20 protein-coding genes and 1 riboswitch are annotated in these 23,834 nt (G+C 44.5%); of the genes, 9 read left to right on the forward strand and 11 right to left on the reverse strand.

The genetic code is table 11. The features are described from left to right. Positions 1-3: 3 nt before the first annotated feature. From metF to ACVBDU_RS15135, 7 genes are all read right to left on the reverse strand, one after another. Positions 4-957, reverse strand: a complete 954-nt coding sequence (gene metF / locus ACVBDU_RS15105; protein WP_447180571.1) for a methylenetetrahydrofolate reductase [NAD(P)H] — start codon at positions 955-957, stop codon at positions 4-6. Between the two features lie 96 nt (positions 958-1,053). Further along, on the reverse strand, positions 1,054-3,735 hold the full coding sequence (gene metH, locus ACVBDU_RS15110) for a methionine synthase (RefSeq protein ID WP_447180605.1): 2,682 nt from the start codon (positions 3,733-3,735) through the stop codon (positions 1,054-1,056). A 202-nt stretch (positions 3,736-3,937) separates the two neighbouring features. Next, positions 3,938-4,939, reverse strand: coding sequence for a homocysteine S-methyltransferase family protein (locus ACVBDU_RS15115; protein ID WP_447180572.1), 1,002 nt, complete (start codon positions 4,937-4,939; stop codon positions 3,938-3,940). 123 nt (positions 4,940-5,062) lie between these two features. After that, positions 5,063-5,177, reverse strand: a riboswitch (SAM riboswitch). 198 nt (positions 5,178-5,375) lie between these two features. Further along, positions 5,376-6,434 (reverse strand): NAD(P)/FAD-dependent oxidoreductase, encoded by a 1,059-nt coding sequence (locus ACVBDU_RS15120; protein WP_447180573.1) that lies wholly within the window; start codon positions 6,432-6,434, stop codon positions 5,376-5,378. Between the two features lie 64 nt (positions 6,435-6,498). Beyond that, positions 6,499-7,077 carry a precorrin-2 dehydrogenase/sirohydrochlorin ferrochelatase family protein gene (locus ACVBDU_RS15125; protein WP_447180574.1) on the reverse strand — a complete coding sequence of 193 codons (579 nt, stop codon included), beginning with the start codon at positions 7,075-7,077 and terminating at the stop codon, positions 6,499-6,501. A 24-nt stretch (positions 7,078-7,101) separates the two neighbouring features. Beyond that, positions 7,102-7,902, reverse strand: a complete 801-nt coding sequence (cobA, locus tag ACVBDU_RS15130; RefSeq protein WP_447180575.1) for a uroporphyrinogen-III C-methyltransferase — start codon at positions 7,900-7,902, stop codon at positions 7,102-7,104. A gap of 58 nt (positions 7,903-7,960) precedes the next feature. Further along, on the reverse strand, positions 7,961-10,078 hold the full coding sequence (locus ACVBDU_RS15135) for a ferredoxin-like domain-containing protein (protein ID WP_447180576.1): 2,118 nt from the start codon (positions 10,076-10,078) through the stop codon (positions 7,961-7,963). Positions 10,079-10,418: 340 nt separating this feature from the next. Here ACVBDU_RS15135 and ACVBDU_RS15140 point away from each other — a divergent pair, with 340 nt between their 5' ends. The 4 genes from ACVBDU_RS15140 (at position 10,419) to ACVBDU_RS15155 (ending at position 14,795) form a co-directional block, all read left to right on the forward strand. Further along, positions 10,419-11,096, forward strand: coding sequence for a PrsW family intramembrane metalloprotease (locus ACVBDU_RS15140; RefSeq protein WP_447180577.1), 678 nt, complete (start codon positions 10,419-10,421; stop codon positions 11,094-11,096). Positions 11,097-11,168: 72 nt separating this feature from the next. Then, a complete protein-coding gene (locus ACVBDU_RS15145; protein ID WP_447180578.1) occupies positions 11,169-11,714 on the forward strand; it encodes an acyl-CoA carboxylase biotin carboxyl carrier protein subunit in 546 nt (181 codons plus the stop codon). A 72-nt stretch (positions 11,715-11,786) separates the two neighbouring features. Further along, positions 11,787-13,229: an acetyl-CoA carboxylase biotin carboxylase subunit gene (gene accC, locus ACVBDU_RS15150; protein ID WP_447180579.1), complete on the forward strand. Its 1,443-nt coding sequence runs from the start codon at positions 11,787-11,789 to the stop codon at positions 13,227-13,229. 24 nt (positions 13,230-13,253) lie between these two features. Next, positions 13,254-14,795 (forward strand): acyl-CoA carboxylase subunit beta, encoded by a 1,542-nt coding sequence (locus tag ACVBDU_RS15155; RefSeq protein WP_447180580.1) that lies wholly within the window; start codon positions 13,254-13,256, stop codon positions 14,793-14,795. A 54-nt stretch (positions 14,796-14,849) separates the two neighbouring features. Here the strand turns inward: ACVBDU_RS15155 and ACVBDU_RS15160 are convergent, their stop codons facing one another. The 3 genes from ACVBDU_RS15160 to ACVBDU_RS15170 form a co-directional block, all read right to left on the reverse strand. Then, entirely contained in the window at positions 14,850-16,607 is a 1,758-nt protein-coding gene (locus tag ACVBDU_RS15160) for an aromatic amino acid hydroxylase (protein WP_447180581.1), read from the reverse strand. A 61-nt stretch (positions 16,608-16,668) separates the two neighbouring features. Beyond that, entirely contained in the window at positions 16,669-17,343 is a 675-nt protein-coding gene (mnmC2, locus tag ACVBDU_RS15165) for a tRNA (5-methylaminomethyl-2-thiouridine)(34)-methyltransferase MnmC2 (protein WP_447180582.1), read from the reverse strand. A 59-nt stretch (positions 17,344-17,402) separates the two neighbouring features. Next, a complete protein-coding gene (locus ACVBDU_RS15170; RefSeq protein ID WP_447180583.1) occupies positions 17,403-17,897 on the reverse strand; it encodes a DUF4920 domain-containing protein in 495 nt (164 codons plus the stop codon). Between the two features lie 128 nt (positions 17,898-18,025). Here ACVBDU_RS15170 and ACVBDU_RS15175 point away from each other — a divergent pair, with 128 nt between their 5' ends. After that, the gene (locus ACVBDU_RS15175; protein WP_447180584.1) at positions 18,026-19,096 is read left to right on the forward strand and encodes a branched-chain amino acid aminotransferase; all 1,071 of its coding nucleotides are present in this window, start codon (positions 18,026-18,028) and stop codon (positions 19,094-19,096) included. A 180-nt stretch (positions 19,097-19,276) separates the two neighbouring features. Here ACVBDU_RS15175 and ACVBDU_RS15180 read toward each other — a convergent pair whose 3' ends face one another. Further along, positions 19,277-19,663, reverse strand: coding sequence for a pyrophosphohydrolase domain-containing protein (locus ACVBDU_RS15180; RefSeq protein ID WP_447180585.1), 387 nt, complete (start codon positions 19,661-19,663; stop codon positions 19,277-19,279). 187 nt (positions 19,664-19,850) lie between these two features. Between ACVBDU_RS15180 and ACVBDU_RS15185 the strand changes: the two genes are divergently transcribed. The 4 genes from ACVBDU_RS15185 (at position 19,851) to ACVBDU_RS15200 (ending at position 23,781) form a co-directional block, all read left to right on the forward strand. After that, a complete protein-coding gene (locus ACVBDU_RS15185) occupies positions 19,851-20,039 on the forward strand; it encodes a hypothetical protein (RefSeq protein WP_447180586.1) in 189 nt (62 codons plus the stop codon). Between the two features lie 455 nt (positions 20,040-20,494). Then, on the forward strand, positions 20,495-21,538 hold the full coding sequence (locus ACVBDU_RS15190; protein ID WP_447180587.1) for an SRPBCC family protein: 1,044 nt from the start codon (positions 20,495-20,497) through the stop codon (positions 21,536-21,538). 605 nt (positions 21,539-22,143) lie between these two features. Then, positions 22,144-22,482: a P-II family nitrogen regulator gene (locus ACVBDU_RS15195; protein WP_447180588.1), complete on the forward strand. Its 339-nt coding sequence runs from the start codon at positions 22,144-22,146 to the stop codon at positions 22,480-22,482. Between the two features lie 54 nt (positions 22,483-22,536). Continuing rightward, entirely contained in the window at positions 22,537-23,781 is a 1,245-nt protein-coding gene (locus ACVBDU_RS15200) for an ammonium transporter (RefSeq protein ID WP_447180589.1), read from the forward strand. Positions 23,782-23,834: the final 53 nt, after the last annotated feature.

Raw genomic sequence — 23,834 nt, forward strand, 5'->3', positions numbered from 1 at the left:
TTTTTAAAATACTGACGAAGCTACTGCCTTGATGTTGTCAGATTTTCCCATAGAATAGTAATGTAAAACCGGAACACCGGCATCTTTTAATTCTTTGGATTGCTGTATACACCATTCTATGCCTACCTGCCTTACTTCCTTGTTATCCCTGCATTTTTCAACGGCATGAATAAGTTCCTCCGGCAAGTCTATCTTAAATACCTGCGGAAGTAACTGTAAATGTCTTTTTACGGCAATAGGTTTTATACCCGGGATAATGGGTACATTAATTCCTATATTTCTCGCTTTCTCCACAAATTCGAAAAATTTGCTGTTGTCAAAAAACATCTGGGTAACGATATAGTCGGCCCCGGCATCTATTTTATCCTGTAGTTTTTTCAGGTCGTAATCCAATGAAGGGGCTTCCAGGTGTTTCTCCGGGTATCCTGCCACCCCGATACAGAAATCCGGCCTGTTACTGGCTTCTACCACATCGTGCAGATATTTTCCCCTGGTAATATTCTTGATCTGCCCTACCAGTTCATTGGCATAGGTATGCCCTCCTTTCGTAGGTTCGAAATAACGCTGGTGTTTCATGGCATCTCCCCGGAGCGCCATAATATTCTCAATACCCAGATAATGACAGTCCACCAGCATGTATTCGGTCTCTTCGCGGGTAAATCCGCCACAAAGCACGTGAGGCACGGTATCTACCTGGTATTTGTGCTTTATGGAAGCACATATACCAACGGTGCCCGGACGCATTCTCACGATCTTCCTGTCCAGCAGACCTTCCCGTTCTATATAGATATATTCTTCCCTGGAGGTCGTCACATCGATAAAAGGCGGATTGAACTCCATCAGGGGGTCTATGTTATTGTATAATTCCTGTATGTTTCCACCTTTCGGGGGTGGTACGACTTCAAACGAAAACAGGGTCTTTCCTTTGGCCTGTTCTATGTGTTCTGTTACTTTCATGTTATGCTTTCCGGTTATGCCCAGGATTTGGTTAATTTTATTTATTCCGGTTACGGGTTGTTCTAAATACGGGTTCTTTTCCCGGGGCCATGTTTGTTAATCAACTATATTCGGATTCAGCCATTTCCTGGCTTCTTCCAGGGGGATGCCACGTCTTACGGCATAATCTTCTACCTGGTCTTCTTTTATTTTCCCCAATCCGAAATATTTACTCTCCGGATGCCCGAAATAATACCCGGATACTGAAGATGCCGGCCACATGGCCAGGCTTTCGGTAAGCCGTACCCCGGTATTTTCCTCTGCCTTCAGCAACCGCCACAATGTTCTCTTTTCCAGGTGATCCGGACAAGCGGGGTAACCGGGAGCAGGGCGGATGCCTTTATAGGATTCTTTTATGAGTTCTTCATTCGTCAGGGTTTCATCAGAGGCGTATCCCCAGAATTCCTTTCGCACTTTCTCGTGCAGGTATTCGGCAAAGGCCTCGGCAAACCTGTCGGCCAGGGCTTTTACCATTATGGAATTATAATCGTCGTGTTCTTTTTCAAATTCAGCAGCTTTCTCGTCCACACCAAAACCTGTAGACACACAAAAAGCCCCGACATAATCGCGAATACCGGAAGTATCCGGGGCTACGAAATCGGCAAGGGCTATATTGGCGGCCCTCTTATTCTTTTTGGATTGCTGACGAAGGGTAAGCAGGGTATCTACCCGGTTGCCATTCTCGTCGTAAATAGCAATATCGTCCTCATTCACCTGGTTGGCAGGGAACAATCCGTATACTCCTTTGGCCTGTAACCATTTTTCACGCATCAGGTCAGTCAGCATTTTCCTTGCGTCCTCAAAAAGTAAGGTTGCCTGTTCTCCTACTACCGGATCGGTTAAGATCTCCGGGTATTTGCCATGCAGCTCCCAGGTACGGAAAAACGGGGTCCAGTCTATATACTCCAGTAATTCCTCCAGGGCCACTTCTATGCTGTGTACCCCTGTTTTTTTTGGTTTTACCGGTTGATAGTTTTCCCAGTTGAGCTGCAATTTATTTTTTCTTGCTTCTGCTATTTTCAGGTATTCTTTTACCTTGGAGCGATTGAGAAAACCTTCCCGCAGTTTATCGTACTCTGCTCTTATGGACCTGCAATATTCGCCTTTGGTCTTTTCGTTGAGCAAATTACTGGCTACGGTTACTGCCCGTGAGGCATCGTTTACATGCACTACGGTTTCCCGATAAGCCGGAGCTATCTTCACTGCAGTATGTGCTCTCGAAGTGGTGGCCCCTCCTATGAGTACGGGAATATTGATACTCAGTTTATCCAATTCCTGGGCCAGATAGACCATTTCATCCAAAGACGGGGTGATAAGGCCGCTAAGCCCTATGATATCCACATTTTCATCTATAGCAGTCTGAATGATCTTTTCCGGGGGAACCATAACACCCAGATCTACTACTTCGTAATTGTTACATCCGAGAACTACGCTTACTATATTTTTCCCGATATCGTGGACATCGCCTTTTACGGTAGCCATGAGTATCTTACCTACGGCCCGGGAACCTCCTTCTCCTGCGGGAAGGCTTTTCTTTTCTTCTTCTATAAAAGGTAACAGGTATGCTACAGCCTTTTTCATTACCCGGGCGGATTTCACTACCTGTGGCAGGAACATTTTTCCGCTTCCGAAGAGGTCGCCCACAACATTCATTCCGTTCATCAGGTAGATCTCTATAACCTCTATGGGCCGGGCTACCAGTAAACGGGCTTCTTCCACATCTGTTTCGATAAACTCGTCTATACCTTTTACCAGGGCATGGGTTATTCGTTCCTGTAAGCCTTCGGAACGCCATTCCTGTTGTTTTTTCTCCGAAATTTTTCCACTGCCCTTTACCTCTTCCGCATAATCGAGCAGGCGTTCGGTGGCGTCGTCCCTACGGTCGAGAAGCACATCTTCTATACGTATAAGCAGTTCTTTGGGAATTTCGTCATAAACCTCCAGCATTTCCGGGTTTACAATCCCCATGTTCATGCCGTGTTGTACCGCATGGTAAAGGAATGCGGCATTCATCGCTTCACGTACGACATTGTTCCCCCGGAATGAAAAGGACACGTTACTCACCCCTCCGCTTACATTGGCATAAGGCAGGTTCTCCCGTATCCATTTGGTTGCCCTGAAAAAATCCACCGCGTTTTTACGGTGTTCTTCCATCCCCGTACCTACGGGGAAAATATTCGGGTCGAAGATAATGTCTTCCGGGGCAAACTTTACTTCGTTCACCAGGATGTCATAGGAACGTTTGCAAATCTCTATCCTTCTTTCGTAGGTATCTGCCTGTCCCGCTTCGTCAAAAGCCATGACAATAACTGCCGCACCGTATCTTCTGATGGTCCTGGCATGTTTTACAAAAGTTTCTTCCCCTTCTTTTAAGCTGATGGAATTAACGATACACTTTCCCTGAACCACCTTGAGCCCGGCTTCTATGATCTCCCATTTGGAACTGTCAATTACAAGGGGAACGCGGGCTATATCGGGTTCGGATGCAATCAGGTTCAGGAATGTGGTCATGGTCTGAACCCCGTCTATCATCCCTTCATCCATGTTCACATCGATGATCTGTGCACCTCCTTCTACCTGTGCCCTGGCCACATCCAGTGCCTCCTCATATTTTTCTTCTTTTATCAGGCGCAGGAACTTCCGGGAACCGGTTACGTTGGTACGTTCCCCGATATTGATAAAGTTGCTCTCGGGAGTTACAATCAAAGGCTCGAGCCCCGACAGCTTTAGCGGCCGGATTTTCTGTTTTTCCCTTCCTTCCGATGGCGGGTCGTCATATTGCTTTTCGTCTGTATTTCCTTTTCCCACGGATCCTCTGGTGTTTTAATCGTCGTTATTTGTCTGCTGCCCGATGGCAGCTTCTCTTTGTTTTCCATAGCAGAACTGTGCTGTTTGCTACGGACCTTCATTATTGTTTTCTACGGTATTATCACATCAAAGTTTAAGCCAAAGCGCCCAGTTTTCTGGGCTTATACCGGGCTGCAGCCTCTGCTATAAGCTTTATATGATCCGGCGTAGTCCCGCAGCATCCCCCGATAATATTTACGAGGTTATCATCCAGGTATTCCCTGATCAGTTCCTGCATTTCTTCCGGTGTCTGGTCATATTCCCCGAAAGCATTGGGCAGTCCCGCATTGGGATGGGCGGAAATATTAAGATCTGTATTCTGCCCGAGCCGCTTCAGATAAGGTTTAAGCTGATCGGCCCCGAGAGCGCAATTGAACCCTACACTTAACAGCGAAATATGCGATATGGATATCAGGAAGGCCTCCACGGTCTGTCCGGACAGTGTTCTCCCGGAAGCATCGGTAATCGTTCCACTGACCATTACAGGGGTGTCCAGCCCTCGTTCTTCCTTCATTTCCTCAATAGCGAACAGGGCAGCTTTGGCATTTAACGTATCGAAAATTGTTTCTACCAGCAGTATATCCACACCACCGTCTACCAGTGCTTCCACCTGCTGTTTATAAGCTATTCGAAGTTCGTCGAAGGTAATGGCCCTGTATCCGGGATCATTAACATCGGGCGACATGCTTGCGGTCCTGTTTGTCGGGCCGACAGCCCCGGCTACAAATCTCGGTTTTTCCGGGTTTTCTGCCGTGAACTTATCTGCTACTTCCCTGGCTATCCTGGCTGATTCGTAATTTAACTCGTAAACGAGGTCTTCCATATAGTAATCTGCCATGGCAATGGTAGTGCCCGAAAAGGTGTTGGTCTCCACGATATCCGCCCCGGCTTCAAAATACTTGGCATGTATCTCTGCAATGGCTTCGGGCTGAGTGAGCGAAAGCAGATCGTTGTTCCCTTTCAACGGGTGGGCGTAATCTTTAAAACGCTCCCCGCGAAAGTCCTCTTCCGTAAATTGGTATCTCTGAAGCATGGTACCCATGGCCCCGTCCAGTACCAGTATCCTTTTTTGAAGTTCTGCTTTTATAGCACTCATAAGATCGATCGTTTTGCCTTATGTACCGGATAACAGAATATTTAAATATATATCCGGGACAAGAAACCGTTGATTTGTTTGTAAAATGTTATCAGAAAACAGGGAGAAATACGGGAAGTATTTGCGTCATCTGTCCCCATGTAATCACGGGGGTAGAATTTAGCACCTTCTCCGCTTCAGGCACGGAGGGTTGCTAAGGCTTCACCGGGTCTATTCCCTCTGCCTTTCTTGATAACTTCGATAAATTCAGAATGCAAAGAAATGTAATACCTTTTTCTTTTGCAAACTAATTGCTGTTTTTTTATTGCTATAACAGCCCTGTGGGAATCGGTATCCGGGACAGGGCTGTTTTCACTATATCCATATATTCGCAGGATATGAAATCCTGTGGAGACATACGGCCGTATGTCTCTGCGATTGCAATTGGCAATCGGTTTTATACCTCGATGGCCTTGATGACTTCTTTTTTGGCTTCTTTTTTCGTGCCGTCAAAACCTTGTATTCCGCCTACGGTGGTATATTTCATGACGTAACGTTTATCCGGAAATATCCTTTGATAGGCACTCTGGCACATGATAGCGGCTTCGTGGAATCCGGAAAGGATCAGTTTTAATTTTCCTTTATATGTATTCACATCTCCAATGGCATAAATGCCCGGGATATTGGTGGAATAGTCATAGGAATTATCCACTTTGATGGCGTTCTTCTCTATTTCCAGTCCCCAGCCGGCTATAGGGCCTAATTTCGGTGACAATCCGAAAAGGGGAATAAAGTAATCCGTCTCACGGATAAATTCTCCTTCGTCCGCATGATTAATAACAACGGAATTCAGGTGGTCTTCTCCGAGCAATCCTACAACTTCGGCACGGGTCACCAGGTTGATTTTCCCCAGCTTTGCCAGTTCTCCGACTTTTTCTACGGAATCCAGGGCCCCGCGGAACTCATTTCTGCGGTGTACCAGGGTAACTTCGGATGCTACATCGGCCAGGAATATAGACCAGTCCAATGCAGAATCTCCACCTCCGGCTATAACCACTTTTTTATCCCGGTATACTTCCGGATCTTTTATCATGTAAGCGACCCCGTTGTCTTCATAGTCGGCAATATTGTCTATCAGTGGTTTTTTGGGCTCAAAAGACCCCAATCCTCCTGCGATGGCAATTATCGGCGCATGGTGTTGCGTACCTTTATTGGTCGTTACGATAAAACTTCCGTCTTCCAGTTTTTCTATGGTTTCCGCTCTTTCTCCCAGGGTAAAACCGGGACTGAAAGGTTTTATCTGTTCCATGAGGTTATCTACCAGGTCACCCGCTTTTATTTCGGGAAAACCGGGAATATCGTATATTGGTTTTTTAGGGTAAAGTTCGGAACATTGTCCTCCCGGCTGTGGCAAGGCATCTATCAAATGCGTTTTTAACTTTAACAACCCGGCTTCAAAGACCGTAAACAGACCGGTAGGTCCGGCACCGATTATTAAAATATCCGTCTTAATCATCTTCTTCTGTTTCTGTTATTTATATATACGTAGTGTTAATTTTTCTTTTTCGGGTACCTGTTCATCAGGATTTATGGATAAACGATCTTGTGATATGGTTCAGTTTTTCCACTTTCTCTTCAAAATTCTCCTTTAATGTACCCCGGTATCGATTGAGGTTTTCTACCAGTTCGTTAATATCGTCCGGTATGATCTCCTCAAAAAGCTGCCGGAGCCTTTTGGCCATGGTAGGCGATTTGCCATTGGTGGATATGGCTATTTTCACATTGCCCTTGGTTACTATCCCTCCCAGGTAAAAATCACAAAGTTCGGGGGTATCGGCTACGTTTACGAGTATATTCCTCGCGCGGGCATCCTCGCATATCTGTTTGTTTACTTCCGGATCGTTTGTCGCCGCAATTACCATATGTTTTTTGTGCAACACATTGGTAGAATACGGCCTGTGCAACAGGGGAATATGGTGTTTTTCCGCCAGTGCCCTCACTTCATCACTGAAATCCGGTGCCACCACAATAACTTTGGCATTGGGACTGGACTTCAGTAAAAAAGACAGTTTTTCATACCCTACATTACCTGCTCCCACGAGCAGTACATTGAGTTCGTTAACCTTGAGAAATACCGGGTATAGTTCGTTCTTTTCCATAATCATTATTCCGAAAACGTGATCTTATCTTTTAAACAGCTGCGCTTTTTGAAGCGTGTCATAATTCTCCGGGGCCACGGCATTTACTTCTTCGTACAATCCTTTTAGTTTCACGCTTTCCCTTACTACTTCACCTATTACGATAATAGCAGGAGAACTGAGTTTTTTATCACGTACCACATCGCCTATGGTATTCACCGTACCGCACCCCAAATGTTCGTTAAGGGTTGTACCGTTCTGAATAACCGCTACGGGAACGTCGCCTTTACCGCTCTCGCGGAACAGCTCCATAATGGTATCGATCTTACTCATTCCCATCAGGATGACCACGGTTGCCGACGATTGGGCTGCAAGGCGGATATCTTCGGACAGCTTTCCTGCCGATGTTGTTCCGGTAACTACCCAGAAACTTTCGGCAACATGTCTTTTGGTGAGAGAAATCCCCTGGTATGCCGGTACGGCTACGGAAGAGGTAATTCCCGGGACTACCTCAGCTTCCACACCGAAACTTTCGGCATAATCGATCTCTTCGGTGCCACGGCCAAAAATAAAAGGGTCTCCTCCTTTTAACCGGACTACGGTACCCGATGCGAAAGCGTGCTGTACGATCAGTTTGTTTATTTCATCCTGCGAATGTACATGGTACCCTTTGCGTTTCCCAACAAAAATTTTCTTTGCATTGGCGGCATGTTCCAGAATATCCCTGTTGATGAGGGCATCGTACAACACCACATCTGCTAATTGCAGAGCCTTTATACCTTTGAGGGTAATGAGGTCCGCATCGCCGGGGCCGGCTCCTACTAATATTAATTTCGGTTTCTTCACGTACTAATCACAGTTGAGTTCCGAATGTCAGAACTTCGGAAAATCATTCTTAATTCTTTTAACTTGCCACCAGTTCCTGGTCCCTGTATATCCTTATCTGGTCGAGGAATGTACGGGAATCTTCCAGGTATTTCTTAGCGAAATCTTCGGTCGGTTCGTTTTTGTTGATCTGGTATACCAGGTCGGCAAATGTATTTCCTGCCGAAGTCTCAACTTTTATCTTTCCTTCATCCACAAATACTTCCTGGAACTGGCTGATTATACCTGCGTGGGTATTGGTCTTTTTATTCTCGGACAACAACAGTGCTTTTGCCGTATTTATCAGGGCTGCATAGGAATGATAAATACCATCTGCCCATTGCTCTTCTTTCAGGGATTCCTTGGCACTGTCTATTTTCTCATCACTTTCGAATAACAAGGTCGCCACAAGGTCTATCACCACACCGGCACATTCCCCTACGCCTACTTCCTGTTTGTAGGTATCGGCATGTCCCCAGTCTTTAAAGTCATCTTCCGTAAGGTTATCCGTATCCGAAAGCGGTTTCAGTATATCGTAAAAATAGGTTTTACCCTGCCTGTCATAGTAATCCAGAAAACTTTCTCCGGCTGTCGCATTGACTTTATAGTCATCCAGAATAGTCCGGAGGGCTTCGGGACCACGTTTGCTGGGTATTTTTATCACCTTATCGGAGAACCTTCCGTTACCATCCCCGAGTACGCCCCCTCCGAGTAACACCTGCAATGCCGGGGCTACCAGCTTTCCGGAACGTATGGACATTCCCTGGAAACCGATATGTGCCATCATGTGCTGACCACAGGCATTCATACATCCGCTTATCTTGATAGCCATGTCGGTATTGTTCAGGTATTCCGGGTATTCATCCCGCAATACACCTTCCAGGACCTCTGCTATTCCGGTGCTGTTGGCAATACCCAGATTACAGGTATCCGTACCGGGACAGGCGGTAATATCTGCCGTACTGTTATATCCCGCATCGGTAAACCCTAGTTTCTTTAGTTCCGTATAAAAGAAAGGCAACAGATCTTCACGAACATAAGGAAGCAAGATATTCTGCCGGAGTGACAAACGCAACTCGTTACCTGCATAACTCTTTATGAGATCGGCCAGCTGCCTTGCCTTGTCCGTATAAAAGTCTCCCAGGAGCACTTTGATCCCAATGGAAACAAAGCCGTCCTGTTTCTGAGGGATGACATTTGTACTTTTCCATTGCTTATAGGCCTTTTCATCTTCGATTTCTACTTTTGGCATTTCTCTATCTTCCAGGTTTTTCAACACAATAGCGTGTGCATCAAAGCCTTCGGTATCGATGGCGTAGGTTTGAAAAGGCAGGGCTTTTTGTTCTTCCTGTACCAAGCGGGTGAATTCCTCCACTCCCATATCCTTCAGTAAAAACTTCATCCGTGCTTTCATTCGTTTGGCCCTTTCCCCGTAACGGTCAAAAATACGCACCACACCTTCTATAAGCGGTATGATACGATCTTCCTCGAGGAATTCATATATCACGTCCGCATGTCTCGGCTGAGAACCAAGTCCGCCTCCAAGCAGTACTTTAAAACCTCTTTTGCCATCTTTGATTTTCGGTATAAAACCGAGATCGTGCATATAGCTCAAAGCGGTATCCGCATCGGAAGAGGAAAAAGATATCTTAAACTTACGTCCCATCTCCTGCCCGATAGGGTTTCGCAGCATATATTTAAAAGCTGCATGTGCGTGGGGAGTAACATCAAAAGGCTCATTCACATCAATCCCGGCGGTTTCGCTGGCGGTAATATTTCGTACCGTATTACCACAGGCTTCGCGGATCGTAACATCGTCCTTTTCCAGTTGTGCCCACAGTTCGGGTGTTCTGTCCAGGCTTACATAATGTATCTGGATATCCTGCCTGGTCGTAATATGAAGACGGCCGGTGGAATATTCATCCGAAACATCGGCTATACGATGCAACTGCTCGCCTGTTACTTTTCCGTAAGGTAACTTTATACGTATCATCTGCACTCCCGCCTGCCGCTGACCATATATTCCCCTGGCCAGACGCAGACTCCGGAAACGCTCCTCATCTACCTTGCCTTCACGGAACAAACGAATCTTTCGCTCCAGGTCAATAATATCTTTCTCTACTACGGGATTCTCTATTTCTGTTCTAAAACTCTGCATTGCTATTAGTCTATTTAATCGATAGATTTATAGGTTTATAATGCAAATGTAAGAGATAATTCCGTATAAACTATATTATTACCGGATTTTTTTGTCACTCGATCTTTTAAAATAGTTAAATAGCCCGAAAAATGCTCTTTACCCATACCTTACACCGGTTCTTCCTCCATAAAATCATATCCGTTTGTTTTGATCCGGAGGAATGTTTATCGGGCTAAATGCATCCGTACATATAAAAACTGTACTGACTATCCTCTGTATCATTAGTACCATCCCCGGAAAGTGTAAAATACATCTTTAAAACATTTCCGCATTAGCATATTTTATGTATTTTTCCCTTATGAATTATTTGATTGTCTCGGCCCTGGCCCCTGTTGTAGCGATAATCCTTTATATATACATCAAAGACAAGTATGAAAAGGAGCCTTTGAGATTGTTGTTTTTCAGTTTTATTTTGGGCGCTATAGTAAGTGTAATTATTACCATGCTAATCTCGGCAGTATATCAAAGGGTGATTCCGCTTTATTACAGCAACAATATATTCCAGGAATTTATTAGGGCTTTTTTTGTAGTAGGACTTACCGAAGAGTTCAGCAAATATGTTATAGTACGGTATTATGCCCAGCCTAAAAAAGACTTTAACGAGCCTTTTGACGGTATTGTATATGCGGTAATGGTATCTATGGGTTTTGCTGCGACAGAAAACCTCATCTATGTGCTCAGCGGCGGATACCAGGTAGCTTTGGTACGAGCGGTTACGGCAGTTCCGGCACATGCAACTTTTGGCATACTAATGGGCTATTTTATGGGAAAAGCCAAGTTTTCGCGTAACCGGCATATGCTCAATCTCTGTGGACTGTTTCTCGCGGTACTCTTCCACGGGGCTTATGACTTTTTCCTGTTTATCAATTTCATTCCCGGAACCTGGGCCGGCGCTTTTATTTCCCTGGCCATCGGGATATTTCTATCCAGAAAAATCATAAAAAAGCACCAGGATAATTCCCGATTTAAGGTGTAACGCCAAAGAATTCCTATTTTTATACCTATATGCTTTAAAAATCCCTGTGCGGAATGACAAAAATTGCGAAATATGTACATTTTTTCACTTCCGCCGTTCAGTAATAAAGAACATCATAATATACGGACATCTATGGACAAAACCTATAATGTAAACGTTAATGACACTTTCGGTTTTACAATTGATACGCACGAAGCCATCTCCCTGGACATGGTAAAAACGGGACAGGAATCTTTCCACGTCCTGAAAGACCATAAATCTTCTAAAGTACAGATCGTGGAAGCCGATTTTTTACGAAAAACTTATAGGATACGCATAGACGGTACTATCCACAGGGTTAAAATATCGGATGACATTGACCGTCTCATCGAAGAAATGGGTTTTACCCGTAACGAAGCTGAACACATATCAGATATAAAGGCCCCTATGCCCGGACTGGTACTGGATATCCAGGTTAAGGAAGGTCAGGATGTCCTGGAAAACGACACTCTTGTTGTCCTGGAAGCCATGAAAATGGAAAATGTCATTCTCTCTCCCCGCAATGGCGTTATCAAATCCATCGTTATACAAAAAGGAAGCTCGGTAGACAAAGGACAGCTATTACTTGAATACGAATAATTGTTTTACAGTAAAATTCACCTTGGAAGACACTTAAAGTATCAACAATATATACCATCAAAACCTTAGAGAGTGAAAAAAATATTGATAGCCAATCGCGGAGAAATTGCTCTCCGTGTTATGCGAACCGTCAGAAAAATGGGAATATCCACTGTTGCCGTATATTCGGAGGCCGACCGCAACGCTCCACATGTAAAATATGCAGATGAAGCGGTTTATATCGGGGAAGCCTCCCCGGAAAAATCATACCTCTCCATAGACAATATTATTCGTGCAGCACTGCAAACCGGGTCGGATGCCATACATCCGGGATATGGTTTCCTGAGTGAAAATGCCCGATTCGCTGAAAAAACCGAAGAAAATAATATCATTTTTATAGGTCCGCCTTCATCCGCTATTCGCACCATGGGAAGTAAGCTGGCTGCCAAAGAAGCCGTAAGTGCTTACGATATTCCCATGGTCCCCGGAACAGATCGTGCCCTTACGGATACGGAAAAAGCGAGACACGTAGCAGGTAATATAGGCTACCCGATACTTATTAAAGCTTCTGCCGGTGGTGGTGGAAAGGGTATGCGGGTTGTTAAGACAGAAAAAGAACTGGAATCTCAAATAAAAAGGGCTATCAGTGAAGCTACCTCCGCATTCGGTGACGGTTCCGTTTTTATAGAAAAGTACATTGCTTCCCCCCGGCATATAGAAATACAGGTCATGGCCGACAATCACGGCAATGTTATTCACCTGTTCGAAAGGGAGTGCAGTATACAAAGAAGGCACCAGAAGGTCATTGAAGAAGCTCCTTCAGTAGTGCTCAGTCCGGAGCTCCGTATGAAAATGGGGGAAGCCGCCGTCAACGTTGCCAGGGCATGTGACTACAGGGGTGCCGGTACCGTAGAATTCCTGCTGGACGAAAACCACAACTTTTATTTCCTGGAAATGAATACCCGCCTGCAAGTGGAACACCCGGTTACGGAATGGATAACCGGAACGGATCTCGTGGAACTTCAAATACGTATAGCCCGGGGAGAAAAACTTCCGCTCGGGCAGGAAGACCTGGCCATCCGGGGGCATGCCCTGGAACTCCGGGTATATGCCGAAGACCCTCTGAACGATTTTCTCCCTAGCGTAGGACACCTGGAACACTATGAAATTCCTTCGGGAGAAAACATTCGTGTGGACAACGGGTTTGAAGCCGGTATGGATGTCCCTATTTTTTACGACCCTATGCTGGCTAAACTGATAACTTACGGCAAAACCCGGGAAGAAGCCATACAAACCATGATCCTTGCCATTGAAAACTATATTGTGGAAGGAGTGGAAACCACCCTCCCTTTTGGAAAATTCGTCTTTATGCACGACACATTCCGTGCGGGAAATTTTGACACTCACTTTATTCAGAAACACTATACCCCGGAAATTTTAAGATCGGAACAGGAAGAAAGAGCCAGGATAGCTGCTTTGATCGCCGTAAAACAATATACGGAAGACCTGAAAAAACTACGCATTCCCGGGGCATAATCATTCCAAAAATTAAATTACACTATGGATTCCGAAATAAAAAACCTGAACGAGAAACTGGCCAAAGCTTATCTTGGTGGTGGGCCGGAACGGATAGAAAAGCAACATCAGAAAAAGAAACTGACCGCCAGGGAACGGGTTGAATATCTTCTGGACAACGGTTCCTTCGAGGAGATCGGCGCCCTGGTCATACACCGTACCAAAGATTTCGGGATGGAAAAACAGCAGTATTACGGGGACGGTGTAGTTACCGGTTACGGTACTATAAACGGTCGCCCGGTATATGTTTTTGCCCAAGATTTCACGGTATTCGGAGGTGCTCTTTCCGAAACCCATGCCGAAAAAATATGCAAGGTGATGGACCTGGCCGTAACCTCGGGAATCCCTATCATAGGACTGAATGATTCCGGTGGGGCACGCATACAGGAAGGGGTTCGTTCTTTGGGAGGATATGCGGATATTTTTTACCGCAACGTAAAGGCTTCCGGGGTAGTCCCGCAAATTTCAGCGATTATGGGGCCATGTGCGGGCGGTGCCGTGTACTCTCCTGCCATCACAGACTTCACCATAATGGTGCAGGATACCAGTTATATGTTTGTTACGGGACCTAATGTGGTAAAAACCGTAACCAATGAAAATGTTACTTCCGAAGAGCTGGGTGGTGCGGGAACGCATGCATCCAAATCGGGTGTAGCACATATTACCTCATCAAATGATGCCGAATGTCTTGAGGATATAAAAAAGCTGCTGGGTTACCTTCCCCAGAACAACAGGGAAAAATCGCTGTCCCTGCCCTTTGAACCCGGGGATGAAATACGGGAAAGCCTCCTTTCCGTCATCCCCGATCATACCAATAAGCCTTATGACATGCACGAAGTGATATCGGGCATTATTGACACCGAATCTTTTTTTGAAATACACAAGGACTACGCCGCTAACATTATTACCGGTTTTGCCAGGCTCGGAGGACGCAGTATCGGCATTGTGGCCAATCAGCCTATGGTACTGGCCGGGGTTCTGGATGTGGATAGTTCCAAAAAAGCTTCCCGTTTCGTACGTTTCTGCGATAGTTTTAATATCCCTTTACTGGTACTTGTTGATGTACCCGGCTTTTTACCGGGAACAGACCAGGAATGGAACGGCATCATATCTAACGGAGCCAAATTACTTTATGCCTTCAGCGAGGCGACAGTACCCAGAATTACGGTCATTACAAGGAAAGCATACGGGGGAGCTTATGATGTTATGAATTCCAAACACATAGGGGCGGACTTTAATTTTGCCTGGCCCAGTGCGGAAATCGCCGTAATGGGAGCCAAAGGAGCAGCGGAGATCATCTTTAAAAAGGAGATTTCTGCTGCGGAAGATCCGGACACAAAACTGAAAGAAAAGGAAGCTGAGTACTCCAGGTTATTTACCAACCCGTATATCGCTGCCAACCGCGGGTTTATCGACGAAGTTATACTACCACAGGATACCAGGAGAAAGCTTCTGAAAGCGTTCGCCATGCTGGAAAATAAACAGGTTGACAATCCAAAGCGAAAGCATGGCAACATTCCGCTGTAATCTTCTGGTATGGGAAATTCCGTAAAGCAGATATAAAATTCATGCCAGGACTACCTATCCCACCAGGTTATTGTCCACCAGGCTGATCCCGCCTTCGATCAGGTGGGCTATCTTCGGGAAATCTGCTTTCATCTTGTCCAGGTAAACCAGTATTTCCCGGGCAAAGGTGTCATCTCCCCGGTCCACGGCAAGTTCGTATAGCTCTACGGAAAGTAACCAGTCTTTAGAGGTATTTGCTTTCAGGCTTTCAAAAATACCGTGCATAGCAGTAGATACTTCCCGTCCTTCGCGTATATCCCTCACGTCCCGGTATAATGCTTCAAGAACAAGCTGCTCCTCAGATTTTTTTATTTTAATGGTCTTTTCCGAAGGTACATGTGTAATAAGATCAAAACTCTTTGTATCTGCCGGACCGGAAAATGCGGAAACTACTTTTTTACCTACGGCCATATCATAAATTCCCCACTCCGGTTTAAAGAGTGTCTTTTCTCCGTGGGTCACCGTACAGTTTTTAAAACTGATCAGAATAATTTTCCCCTGGAGGTTTCTCGTTCCGGTTATGATATCTCCCGTAACTTCTATTCCTCCTTCAAATTCCAGGGTAACCTTTTCGCCTTCGTATATATTGTATGCTTTCAGATCGCGGGGGCTCATATCTTCTATGGCCAGGTTAATCCCCTTCAGTTTTCCTACAGGACTGCCAAAACCTTCGGCATGATATACCGTACCGTGCCCTACGAGTTCTTTTTCCCGATACGACAGGGCGGTTTTCCCTGTGGTCTGCAGATAAACGGGCTTGCCATCGTGTTCTATAACATCCGTAAAAACCCCGGAAATTTGTAATCCTGTACTGAGTTCAGCAGTACCCAAAGCCCCGGAGACGATCAGTTTACGCATACCGCTAAGTCCGCCGGTACGCAGGGCCATGGTATTGGCAAATTCTTCCAGTACCTGGCTAAGATGGGCAAAATCCGGTGTCACATACAGCTGCGGTTGTGGTTTGGTAATATCAAACTCACGGTAGGCCGCTTCAATGTTATACGGAAGCTTCTTCACATTGTCCGTCATACACCAGGCACTCTCCCCTATGGAAGACAGGAGACCGGCTCCATAAATTTTCGGGCTTTCGACTGTTCCTATCAATCCGTATTCTACGGTCCACCAGTGCAGGTTACGGATCAGGGCCATTTCACTGGGTTCTCCCATATTCTTTTGAAGTTCCTCCACCCTTTTTTCCGCCTCTTCGATTTCATGGTCCGGTGTTCCCGGAGCTTCCTTTATAATGGATAAATGACGAATGGCCTCATACATTTCATAATCTTTCCTACTGGATATGGCCTTACAGCCTATTTCCCCGAACCTTCTGAGGTATTCCGCATATTCCGGGTTGGCTATAATCGGGGCGTGCCCTGCTCCCTCGTGAATGATGTCCGGCGCGGGGGTATATTCTATATGCTCCAGCTGACGTATATCAGAAGCGATAACCAGCACATTATAAGCCTGGAACTCCATGAACGCTGCGGGAGGTATAAAACCGTCTACCGCAACTGCGGCCCATCCTATCTCTTCCAGGATACGGTTCATACCGTACATATTGGGTATACTGTCTATAGATATACCTGTTTGCCGCAACCCGTCCAGGTACGAAGCATGGGCCACCTTGCTGAGATAATCCACATTCTTACGCATTACATAGCGCCATACCGCCTGGTTAACGGCAGAGTAATCCTCATAGTTCTGAGGTTTAATAAATTGCTTCAAATGCGTGGGAAGTTTTTCTAAGACAGGATTACTTTTGTATGCAGGTACCATGATGTACTGAAGTATTTTTACGGATTTACTCAAATTTACGAAAAATGGCAGAGATATATAGCTATATTTCCCCTGTATCTTTTAACGCCCTAAGCATTTCCCTCTTACCCGGAGGGCCGGGAAGGCGTTCCACCGTAAACCCGACCGCCTGCATGGCCCTTCTTACACTTCCTTTGGCAGAATAGGTAACCAAAACACCTCCTTCTTTCATGGCAGCATACATTTTGGAAAAAATAGTCTCCGTCCACAATTCCGGCTGTACCCTGGGCCCGAAAGCATCAAAATACACCATGTCAAATTTCTCTTTGTCCGTAATATCCGAAAAAGATTGTTTTCTCTTGGTCAGCACAAATCTTTCGGATATTTGGTGAGGGACTTCCCAGGAAACCTCATGCATCTTTTCAAAAACCGGAGTCCGCTCCTGCGCCCCCAGTTCTGCGGTATAATTCAGTTGTTGCAGTTCTTCGGAAGAAACCGGGTAGGCCTCTACCCCGGTATATTCCAAATATAACTTTCTCTCTTCGGATTCCAGGAAAGTTATGAAAGCATTGAGCCCTGTCCCGAAACCTATTTCCAGAACGGACACCTTTTCCTTTGCCACCTTGTCCAGTCCGTTTTTTATAAATACATGCCTGGCCTCCTGTATGGCTCCGTGAACGGAATGGTAGTGTTCGTCCCAATCTTCCAGGTGTATGGTTGTGGAACCGTCTGCCGTTTTTATTATTTTTCTTTTCAAATGATACGAAGATACTTGGTTAAATATGTCATGCAGATGATGAGAATACGGATCTCCGCTTACTGTTTAATAAGCACCCCGTTGGCTTCAACGGCGTACGTAATCCGTGGTTCGGTGATCTGTGCTATTTCTTCTTCGGTCTTTCCGGCGTCTTCGGCATAGTGTCTCAGGTCTTTAACCGGCATTTCCTCCACGTAAGCCTTTCCTTCAATAACCACTTCTCCTGCAGCGTCTTTCGGGACAAAAAAACCGTAGTCCTTAAAACGTACCATAGCTTCCCGGTCATCATCCAGTTTTACTTTCATCCAGCAACCCTTTTTGGGACATACTTCCAGGATTGTAGAGGTGAATTTAACTGGTATGGTATCGGTTTTCCCAAGCCTGGCAAATTTATCATCCATTTCTGCAGCTCCCCACCTATCTGCCAGGGTAACAGAATCTCCATAAGAACTATAGGCAGCATTCTGTTCTGCGTCTTTTCGCGCATCTTTCTTACAACTGCCAATGGCCAGTAAAAGAAATACTGCTAAAAATTTCACTACTAGTAATTTCATATCTTATTTTTTTTTAAAATTGATTCATCAACCCTATTTTCAACTAACAAAATAAATGAATTTTATGTAATTTTTTAATTCCGTAAAAGTATTTATTTAATTACTTTAGCTATAAAATTCATTTGACCATGAAGACAGAAGAAGTTACTCCTATTAAAATTGAAAAAACGGCAAGCTCCAGGATAGAAAAAGTAGATTTTGATCATCTGACTTTCGGGAGTGTATTTACCGACCATATGTTTGTATGCGACTATGCCAATGGCAGTTGGGGAACTCCTCAAATAATTCCATACCAACCACTTGTACTAGATCCTTCCGCCAGGGTATTTCACTATGCCCAGGCTGTCTTTGAAGGAATGAAAGCATACCGGGACGATAATAACGGAATATGGCTTTTCCGTCCGGATGAAAATTTTAAAAGGATCAACAAATCTTCTGTACGTATGGCCATGCCGGAATTTCCGGAAGATTACTTTTTTGAGGGATTGAAAACCCTGCTTAAACTGGACGAGAAATGGATTCGTAAAGGAGAAGGAAATTCGCTTTACATACGTCCTTTCGTTATTGCTACGGAACCCAGCGTTATGGCTTCTCCTTCCGGACAGTATAAATTTGTAATTATATGCTCTCCGGCACAATCCTATTATGGTGGCGAGGTACGTGTAAAAATCGCCGACCACTACAGCCGTTCTGCTTCGGGAGGTATAGGATATGCCAAAGCTGCCGCAAACTACGGGGCCCAGTTCTATCCTACCAACCTGGCAAACAAAGAAGGATATCAACAGGTAATCTGGACAGATTCCAATACCCACGAATACCTGGAGGAAGCCGGTACCATGAACGTATTCTTCCGTATAGGGGATTCTCTTATTACTGCACCTACCAGTGACAGGATACTGGACGGGGTTACCCGTAAAAGTGTTATCGCTGTTGCCGAAGCCAACGGTATTAAAGTAGAGATAAGACCTGTTAAAGTGGGTGAAATTGTTGCAGCTGCCAAAGAAGGAACCCTGAAAGAGATTTTTGGCAGTGGCACTGCCGCCGTTATTAATCCGGTTGCAGGATTCGGATATAAAGACGAAAAGTTTGAGCTCCCTAAAACGGATGACTCTTATGCTTCTATGATCAAAAAATCTATCATAGACATTCAATATAACAGGTCCGAAGACCCCTTTGGATGGCGTTACGAAGTAAAATAGTCTACTACCTCAGGACAAGCCCACAAGGTATTCGAAAGAAACAAAACATAAATCCATTCCCAATACAAGCCTGCCTGACGATAGGCAGGCATCGGAGCATAAATCTCACTTAGTGAGTAAATTATATTAGCAGGTTGCAGTTATTACCTGTTTCAGAACAGCTGCAACCTGCTACCCTTTTTACTCTTCCAGAACTTTAGCGATATCCGGGCTGAAATAATTCGGGCCTTTCATCACCTTACCGTCTTCCCGGTATATAGGTTTGCCATCTTCTCCCAGCTTACTCATATTACTCCGTTGTATCTCTTCAAATACCTCCTCGATCTTATACTGCATACCATGCTCCAGGATCGTACCACATAAAATATACAACATGTCTCCCAAAGCATCCGCTACCTCGACCAGGTCTTCGTTCTTTGCAGCTTCGAGGTATTCTTCATTTTCCTCTGCCATAAGGTTAAATCGCAGACCTATTTTAGCTTTTCCTATATCGGCAAGAGGGGTATCGGCTATCCCCAAACCAAATGCGCGATGAAATTCAGCTACTGCTTCCAGTTTTCTCTTCATTATTAATTAAAATTACGGTTTCACTCCTTATTTATTACAGCACCTGCCTTGTCTCCGTATACATAAATATTCATACCCTTAAAAATTTCCCCGGATTTCCTGCACATCCATTGCGACGGAAAAAGGACACAATTAAATAAAAACACGGCTGTCGATAAATTGGTTATTTTTGCTTAAAAATAAATATATGTTCACAACAGGACAACTCATATTCGCCATTTTTTTCTTTATTGCTTTTGTTACGGTGATCTTCTTTAGCTATAGAAAGGATAAAAAGCTGCATTCCAGGTACTATACGGGAAGCATCAGGATTTTAATAGGTTTTATCCTCTTCCTTGCAATCCTATTCCTGTTAAAAACCTGGGTTAAATCCTAAATATTGCGCAAAACTCAAAGGAAATCCCCCTTTTATGGCACATCATCAAGACAAGGGCCCCTTTTTTGTTTTTTAAAACCATTATTATTCTAAAAAAAATTATAAATTAGCGCCGTGGTTTAAAAAAAATAAAAGCAATGGTTACATTTTTCAGTGTGCTGTTTTCGCTTCTTATTATTAATGTACTTCTATTAACTTTCAGCATTAATAAGACGGAGAAGAAAACAAAGAAGCCTTTTCGGTTTTATCCGGAAAAAACAAAACAGGGTTATACTCCTCATTTTAACATCAAGAATTACAGGGAAGCGGTATAGTTGGTCGAGACAAATTTTACCGGGTCACTTTAATCTTATCAGGAGGTCTTTTTTGCTACGGCAGAAAATGATTACGATTTCTTTTGTGCTAATATTTGCGTTATTGTGTAAATTAGCATCGGTGCAAATTATAGAGAAATCATGAAAATCGTCAAATACCTTTTTTTCCTCCTTCTGATATTGGTTATAGGTGTGTCCATATATATTGCTATACAGCCCTCCTCATTTCACGTAAGCCGGACCCGGGTAATACAGAGCCATTCTCCTGTAGTATATAACTATGTAGAAGATCTGAAAACCTGGAAAGACTGGATGCCGTGGCTGGAAAAAAATCCGGGTATGCCCGTAAAGTACGGACAAACCACCCGGGGAATCGGAGCCGGTCTTACCTGGACCAATACTAAAACGAAAGGAAAACTGGAAACCATTTCGGTAACTCCTTATACACACCTGGAACAAAAGCTGACTTATGACAACCGGGAACCGGCCGAAGTTTCGTGGACATTCAAACCGGAAGGACAGGTAACAGGTGTTACCTGGGAAGCCAGCGGGAACCTGGACTTCAAGTCCAAAGCATACATACTGTACAAAGGTAGTATGGAAGAAAACCTCGGCCCGGAACTGGAACGGGGTCTTGAAAATCTGGACAGCATTATACAGGCAGATGTCAAAAAATACAGTATATCTATAGACGGTATCACCGAACAAAGCGGAGGTTTCTATCTTTACACAACTACTTCCAGTAAAATATCCGACAGTCGGAAGAAGATTTCGGAACGCTTGGGCACCATCAGGGAATACGTGGCAAAACACAATATCTCTAATATTAGTATTCCCTTTACACATTACTACTCCTGGGATGAAGAAAACAACGCCACCATATTTTCCAATGGTGTCTTTACCTCATCAAAAGTCATTACCGAACCGGAAAGTGAAATACTCACCGGTGAAATCCCTCCTTTCCGGGCGCTGAAGGTAAGGCTGGAAGGAGATATCAAAAACCTCGAAGAAGCATGGGAAAGCGCTTTCGCTTATCTTGCCGAACGGCAGATAGCGCAGGATTCTACCGGACCTTATCTGGAATTTTATCCGGTAGACGCATCCCACACCCTTAACCCTGCAAAATGGGTAACAGAAATATATGTTCCCGTGTCCGAACTGAATATTCCTCCGATAGTTGAATAAATTCTTCTTTACTCACTCCCTCTTTTTATTTCGGATCATACACACAAATAACCGAAAGATTGTGAAGCGGAAAAAACGAGTAATCCGAAAACATATTTTCTCCCCGCTCCCAAAGACCTGGGGGAAACCGGGTATTTGATGCCCGAATGCCCCATCCTGTCCGGCAATCTCCACAATTTTTAAACCTCCCCGGTTATTCCCTGGCCGTCTACCCGGCACAAAGGTTTTGCGTGCTAAAAAATTAACAGGTAACACCGCAAAACAGCACTAATATAACATTCTGCCACCTACCGGTTTTCTTCTATTAAGAACATGTTTTAACACATCAACAACCTATTTTTTCGGCACTACGTCAAAAACTCGTATAATGACCCCACTTTACGGCTCCGAAAACGTTTTCGTTTTCTTCTATCTGCTTTCAAAACTATCATTTTCTCCACCCAAAAAATACAAACACATCATTTTTGATGTATTTTTCAGGTATACCCCCTAAAAATTTAGGGGTATTTTATAAATTATTCGTAAAAATTGAAATATTTAGTACATTTTAGTAAGGGGTATATGTGAATTAATATAAATTTAACACTCATAAAATTTATTCTCTTATGAAAAAAATAGAAGCAATTATCCGAAAATCAAAATTTGATGATGTCAAGGAAGCTCTTCATCAAATTGGAGTCAATTTTCTCAGCTATTGGGATGTTACCGGACTAGGTAATGAAAAACAGGGACACGTATACAGGGGTGTTACTTACAGCACCGCAGATATACAAAGAAGGTATCTCTCTATAGTAGTGTCCGATGAATTTGCCGAAAAGGCCGTAGAAGCCATTTTGGATTCCGCCGTAACAGGCAGTGTAGGCGATGGTAAAATCTTTGTGTCACCCGTAGAAGAAACATACCGTATACGGACACGGGAAAAAGGAAAAACATCTCTTAACTAACAAACGGATAAATAAACTAACCGACAAAGTAAACAATTAAAAAAAGAAAAAGTTATGGAAGAAACTTTATTGACAGCCAATAATATATGGATGATGGTGTGTACCGGATTGGTATTCTTCATGCACTTAGGTTTTTCCTTTCTGGAAATAGGGCTGACACGGCAGAAAAACACAATAAACATTCTCTTCAAAAACGTATTTATAATATGTATAGGTCTTTTGATCTACTGTTTTGTAGGTTTTAATCTCATGTATCCCGGAAGTTTTATAGGAGGTGTCCTTCCGGACTATTTTATAGACCTGTTCGGGCTTTCTTTACCGGAAGACGGCCTTACCGCTGCTTATGCAGAAGGAGGATATACGTACTGGACAGACTTCCTCTTCCAGGGGATGTTTGCCGCCACAGCTGCTACCATAGTATCCGGAGCGGTAGCGGAAAGAGTAAAACTGACAAGTTTTATGCTCTTTTCCGTGATATATGTAGGCATAGTGTATCCCATAGCCGGTTCCTGGAAATGGGGAGGCGGATTCCTGGATGAATGGGGATTCTATGACTTTGCAGGTTCTACCTTAGTACATTCCGTAGGGGGATGGGCCGCTGTTGTAGCCGTTTACCTGCTCGGATCCCGTATCGGAAAATTCAGCAAGGACGGAAAAGTAAACGCTATTCCCGGGCACAATATCCCCATGGCCACTGCAGGGGTGCTCATCCTGTGGCTCGGATGGTTCGGGTTTAACGGTGGTTCTGTACTTTCCGCAGATCCGGGAGCCACTTCCCTCACCCTGGTTACCACCTGTCTCGCGGCGGCTGCAGGAGGAGTTTCCTCATTTGTAACCTCCACAATAATGTACAAAAACTATGACCTTACCATGTTTCTGAACGGAATCCTGGGAGGATTGGTAGGCATCACTGCAGGGGCAGACCTCATGACACCGACAGATGCTGTTATCATAGGGTTGATAGCCGGAGTTATTATAGTTCTGGGTGTTGCTCTGGTAGACAAACTGAAACTGGACGATCCGGTAGGTGCCATAGCTGTTCACCTTATATGCGGAATATGGGGTACTCTTGCCGTAGGTGTTTTCGGTTCTATGGCCGGAATGGATCAGTTCCTCGTACAACTTGCAGGCGTAGCTATCATAGGTGCATTCTGCATCATATCGGCATTCATTATACTATTTACTATTAAAAAGACCATGGGATTACGTGTTTCCAAAGAGGAAGAGCTCGAAGGACTCGACCTTCACGAACACGGTGGTATGGAAGCTTATCCCGATTTCCGAATGAACCAACATTAAACTTACCCCACAAAAGTCCTGAAGGTCTTTTTAAAAAAGGAAGCGGAGCGTTT

It is taken from the genome of Sinomicrobium endophyticum, assembly GCF_052983315.1.

Bases quoted from the DNA above. Each gene is read 5' to 3' on its own strand.
- metF (WP_447180571.1), bottom strand. From the start codon at position 957: ATGAAAGTAACAGAACACATAGAACAGGCCAAAGGAAAGACCCTGTTT.
- ACVBDU_RS15115 (WP_447180572.1), bottom strand. From the start codon at position 4,939: ATGAGTGCTATAAAAGCAGAACTTCAAAAAAGGATACTGGTACTGGAC.
- ACVBDU_RS15120 (WP_447180573.1), bottom strand. From the start codon at position 6,434: ATGATTAAGACGGATATTTTAATAATCGGTGCCGGACCTACCGGTCTG.
- ACVBDU_RS15125 (WP_447180574.1), bottom strand. From the start codon at position 7,077: ATGGAAAAGAACGAACTATACCCGGTATTTCTCAAGGTTAACGAACTC.
- ACVBDU_RS15135 (WP_447180576.1), bottom strand. From the start codon at position 10,078: ATGCAGAGTTTTAGAACAGAAATAGAGAATCCCGTAGTAGAGAAAGAT.
- ACVBDU_RS15140 (WP_447180577.1), top strand. From the start codon at position 10,419: ATGAATTATTTGATTGTCTCGGCCCTGGCCCCTGTTGTAGCGATAATC.
- ACVBDU_RS15145 (WP_447180578.1), top strand. From the start codon at position 11,169: ATGTACATTTTTTCACTTCCGCCGTTCAGTAATAAAGAACATCATAAT.
- ACVBDU_RS15155 (WP_447180580.1), top strand. From the start codon at position 13,254: ATGGATTCCGAAATAAAAAACCTGAACGAGAAACTGGCCAAAGCTTAT.
- ACVBDU_RS15160 (WP_447180581.1), bottom strand. From the start codon at position 16,607: ATGGTACCTGCATACAAAAGTAATCCTGTCTTAGAAAAACTTCCCACG.
- ACVBDU_RS15170 (WP_447180583.1), bottom strand. From the start codon at position 17,897: ATGAAATTACTAGTAGTGAAATTTTTAGCAGTATTTCTTTTACTGGCC.
- ACVBDU_RS15175 (WP_447180584.1), top strand. From the start codon at position 18,026: ATGAAGACAGAAGAAGTTACTCCTATTAAAATTGAAAAAACGGCAAGC.
- ACVBDU_RS15180 (WP_447180585.1), bottom strand. From the start codon at position 19,663: ATGAAGAGAAAACTGGAAGCAGTAGCTGAATTTCATCGCGCATTTGGT.
- ACVBDU_RS15185 (WP_447180586.1), top strand. From the start codon at position 19,851: ATGTTCACAACAGGACAACTCATATTCGCCATTTTTTTCTTTATTGCT.
- ACVBDU_RS15190 (WP_447180587.1), top strand. From the start codon at position 20,495: ATGAAAATCGTCAAATACCTTTTTTTCCTCCTTCTGATATTGGTTATA.
- ACVBDU_RS15195 (WP_447180588.1), top strand. From the start codon at position 22,144: ATGAAAAAAATAGAAGCAATTATCCGAAAATCAAAATTTGATGATGTC.
- ACVBDU_RS15200 (WP_447180589.1), top strand. From the start codon at position 22,537: ATGGAAGAAACTTTATTGACAGCCAATAATATATGGATGATGGTGTGT.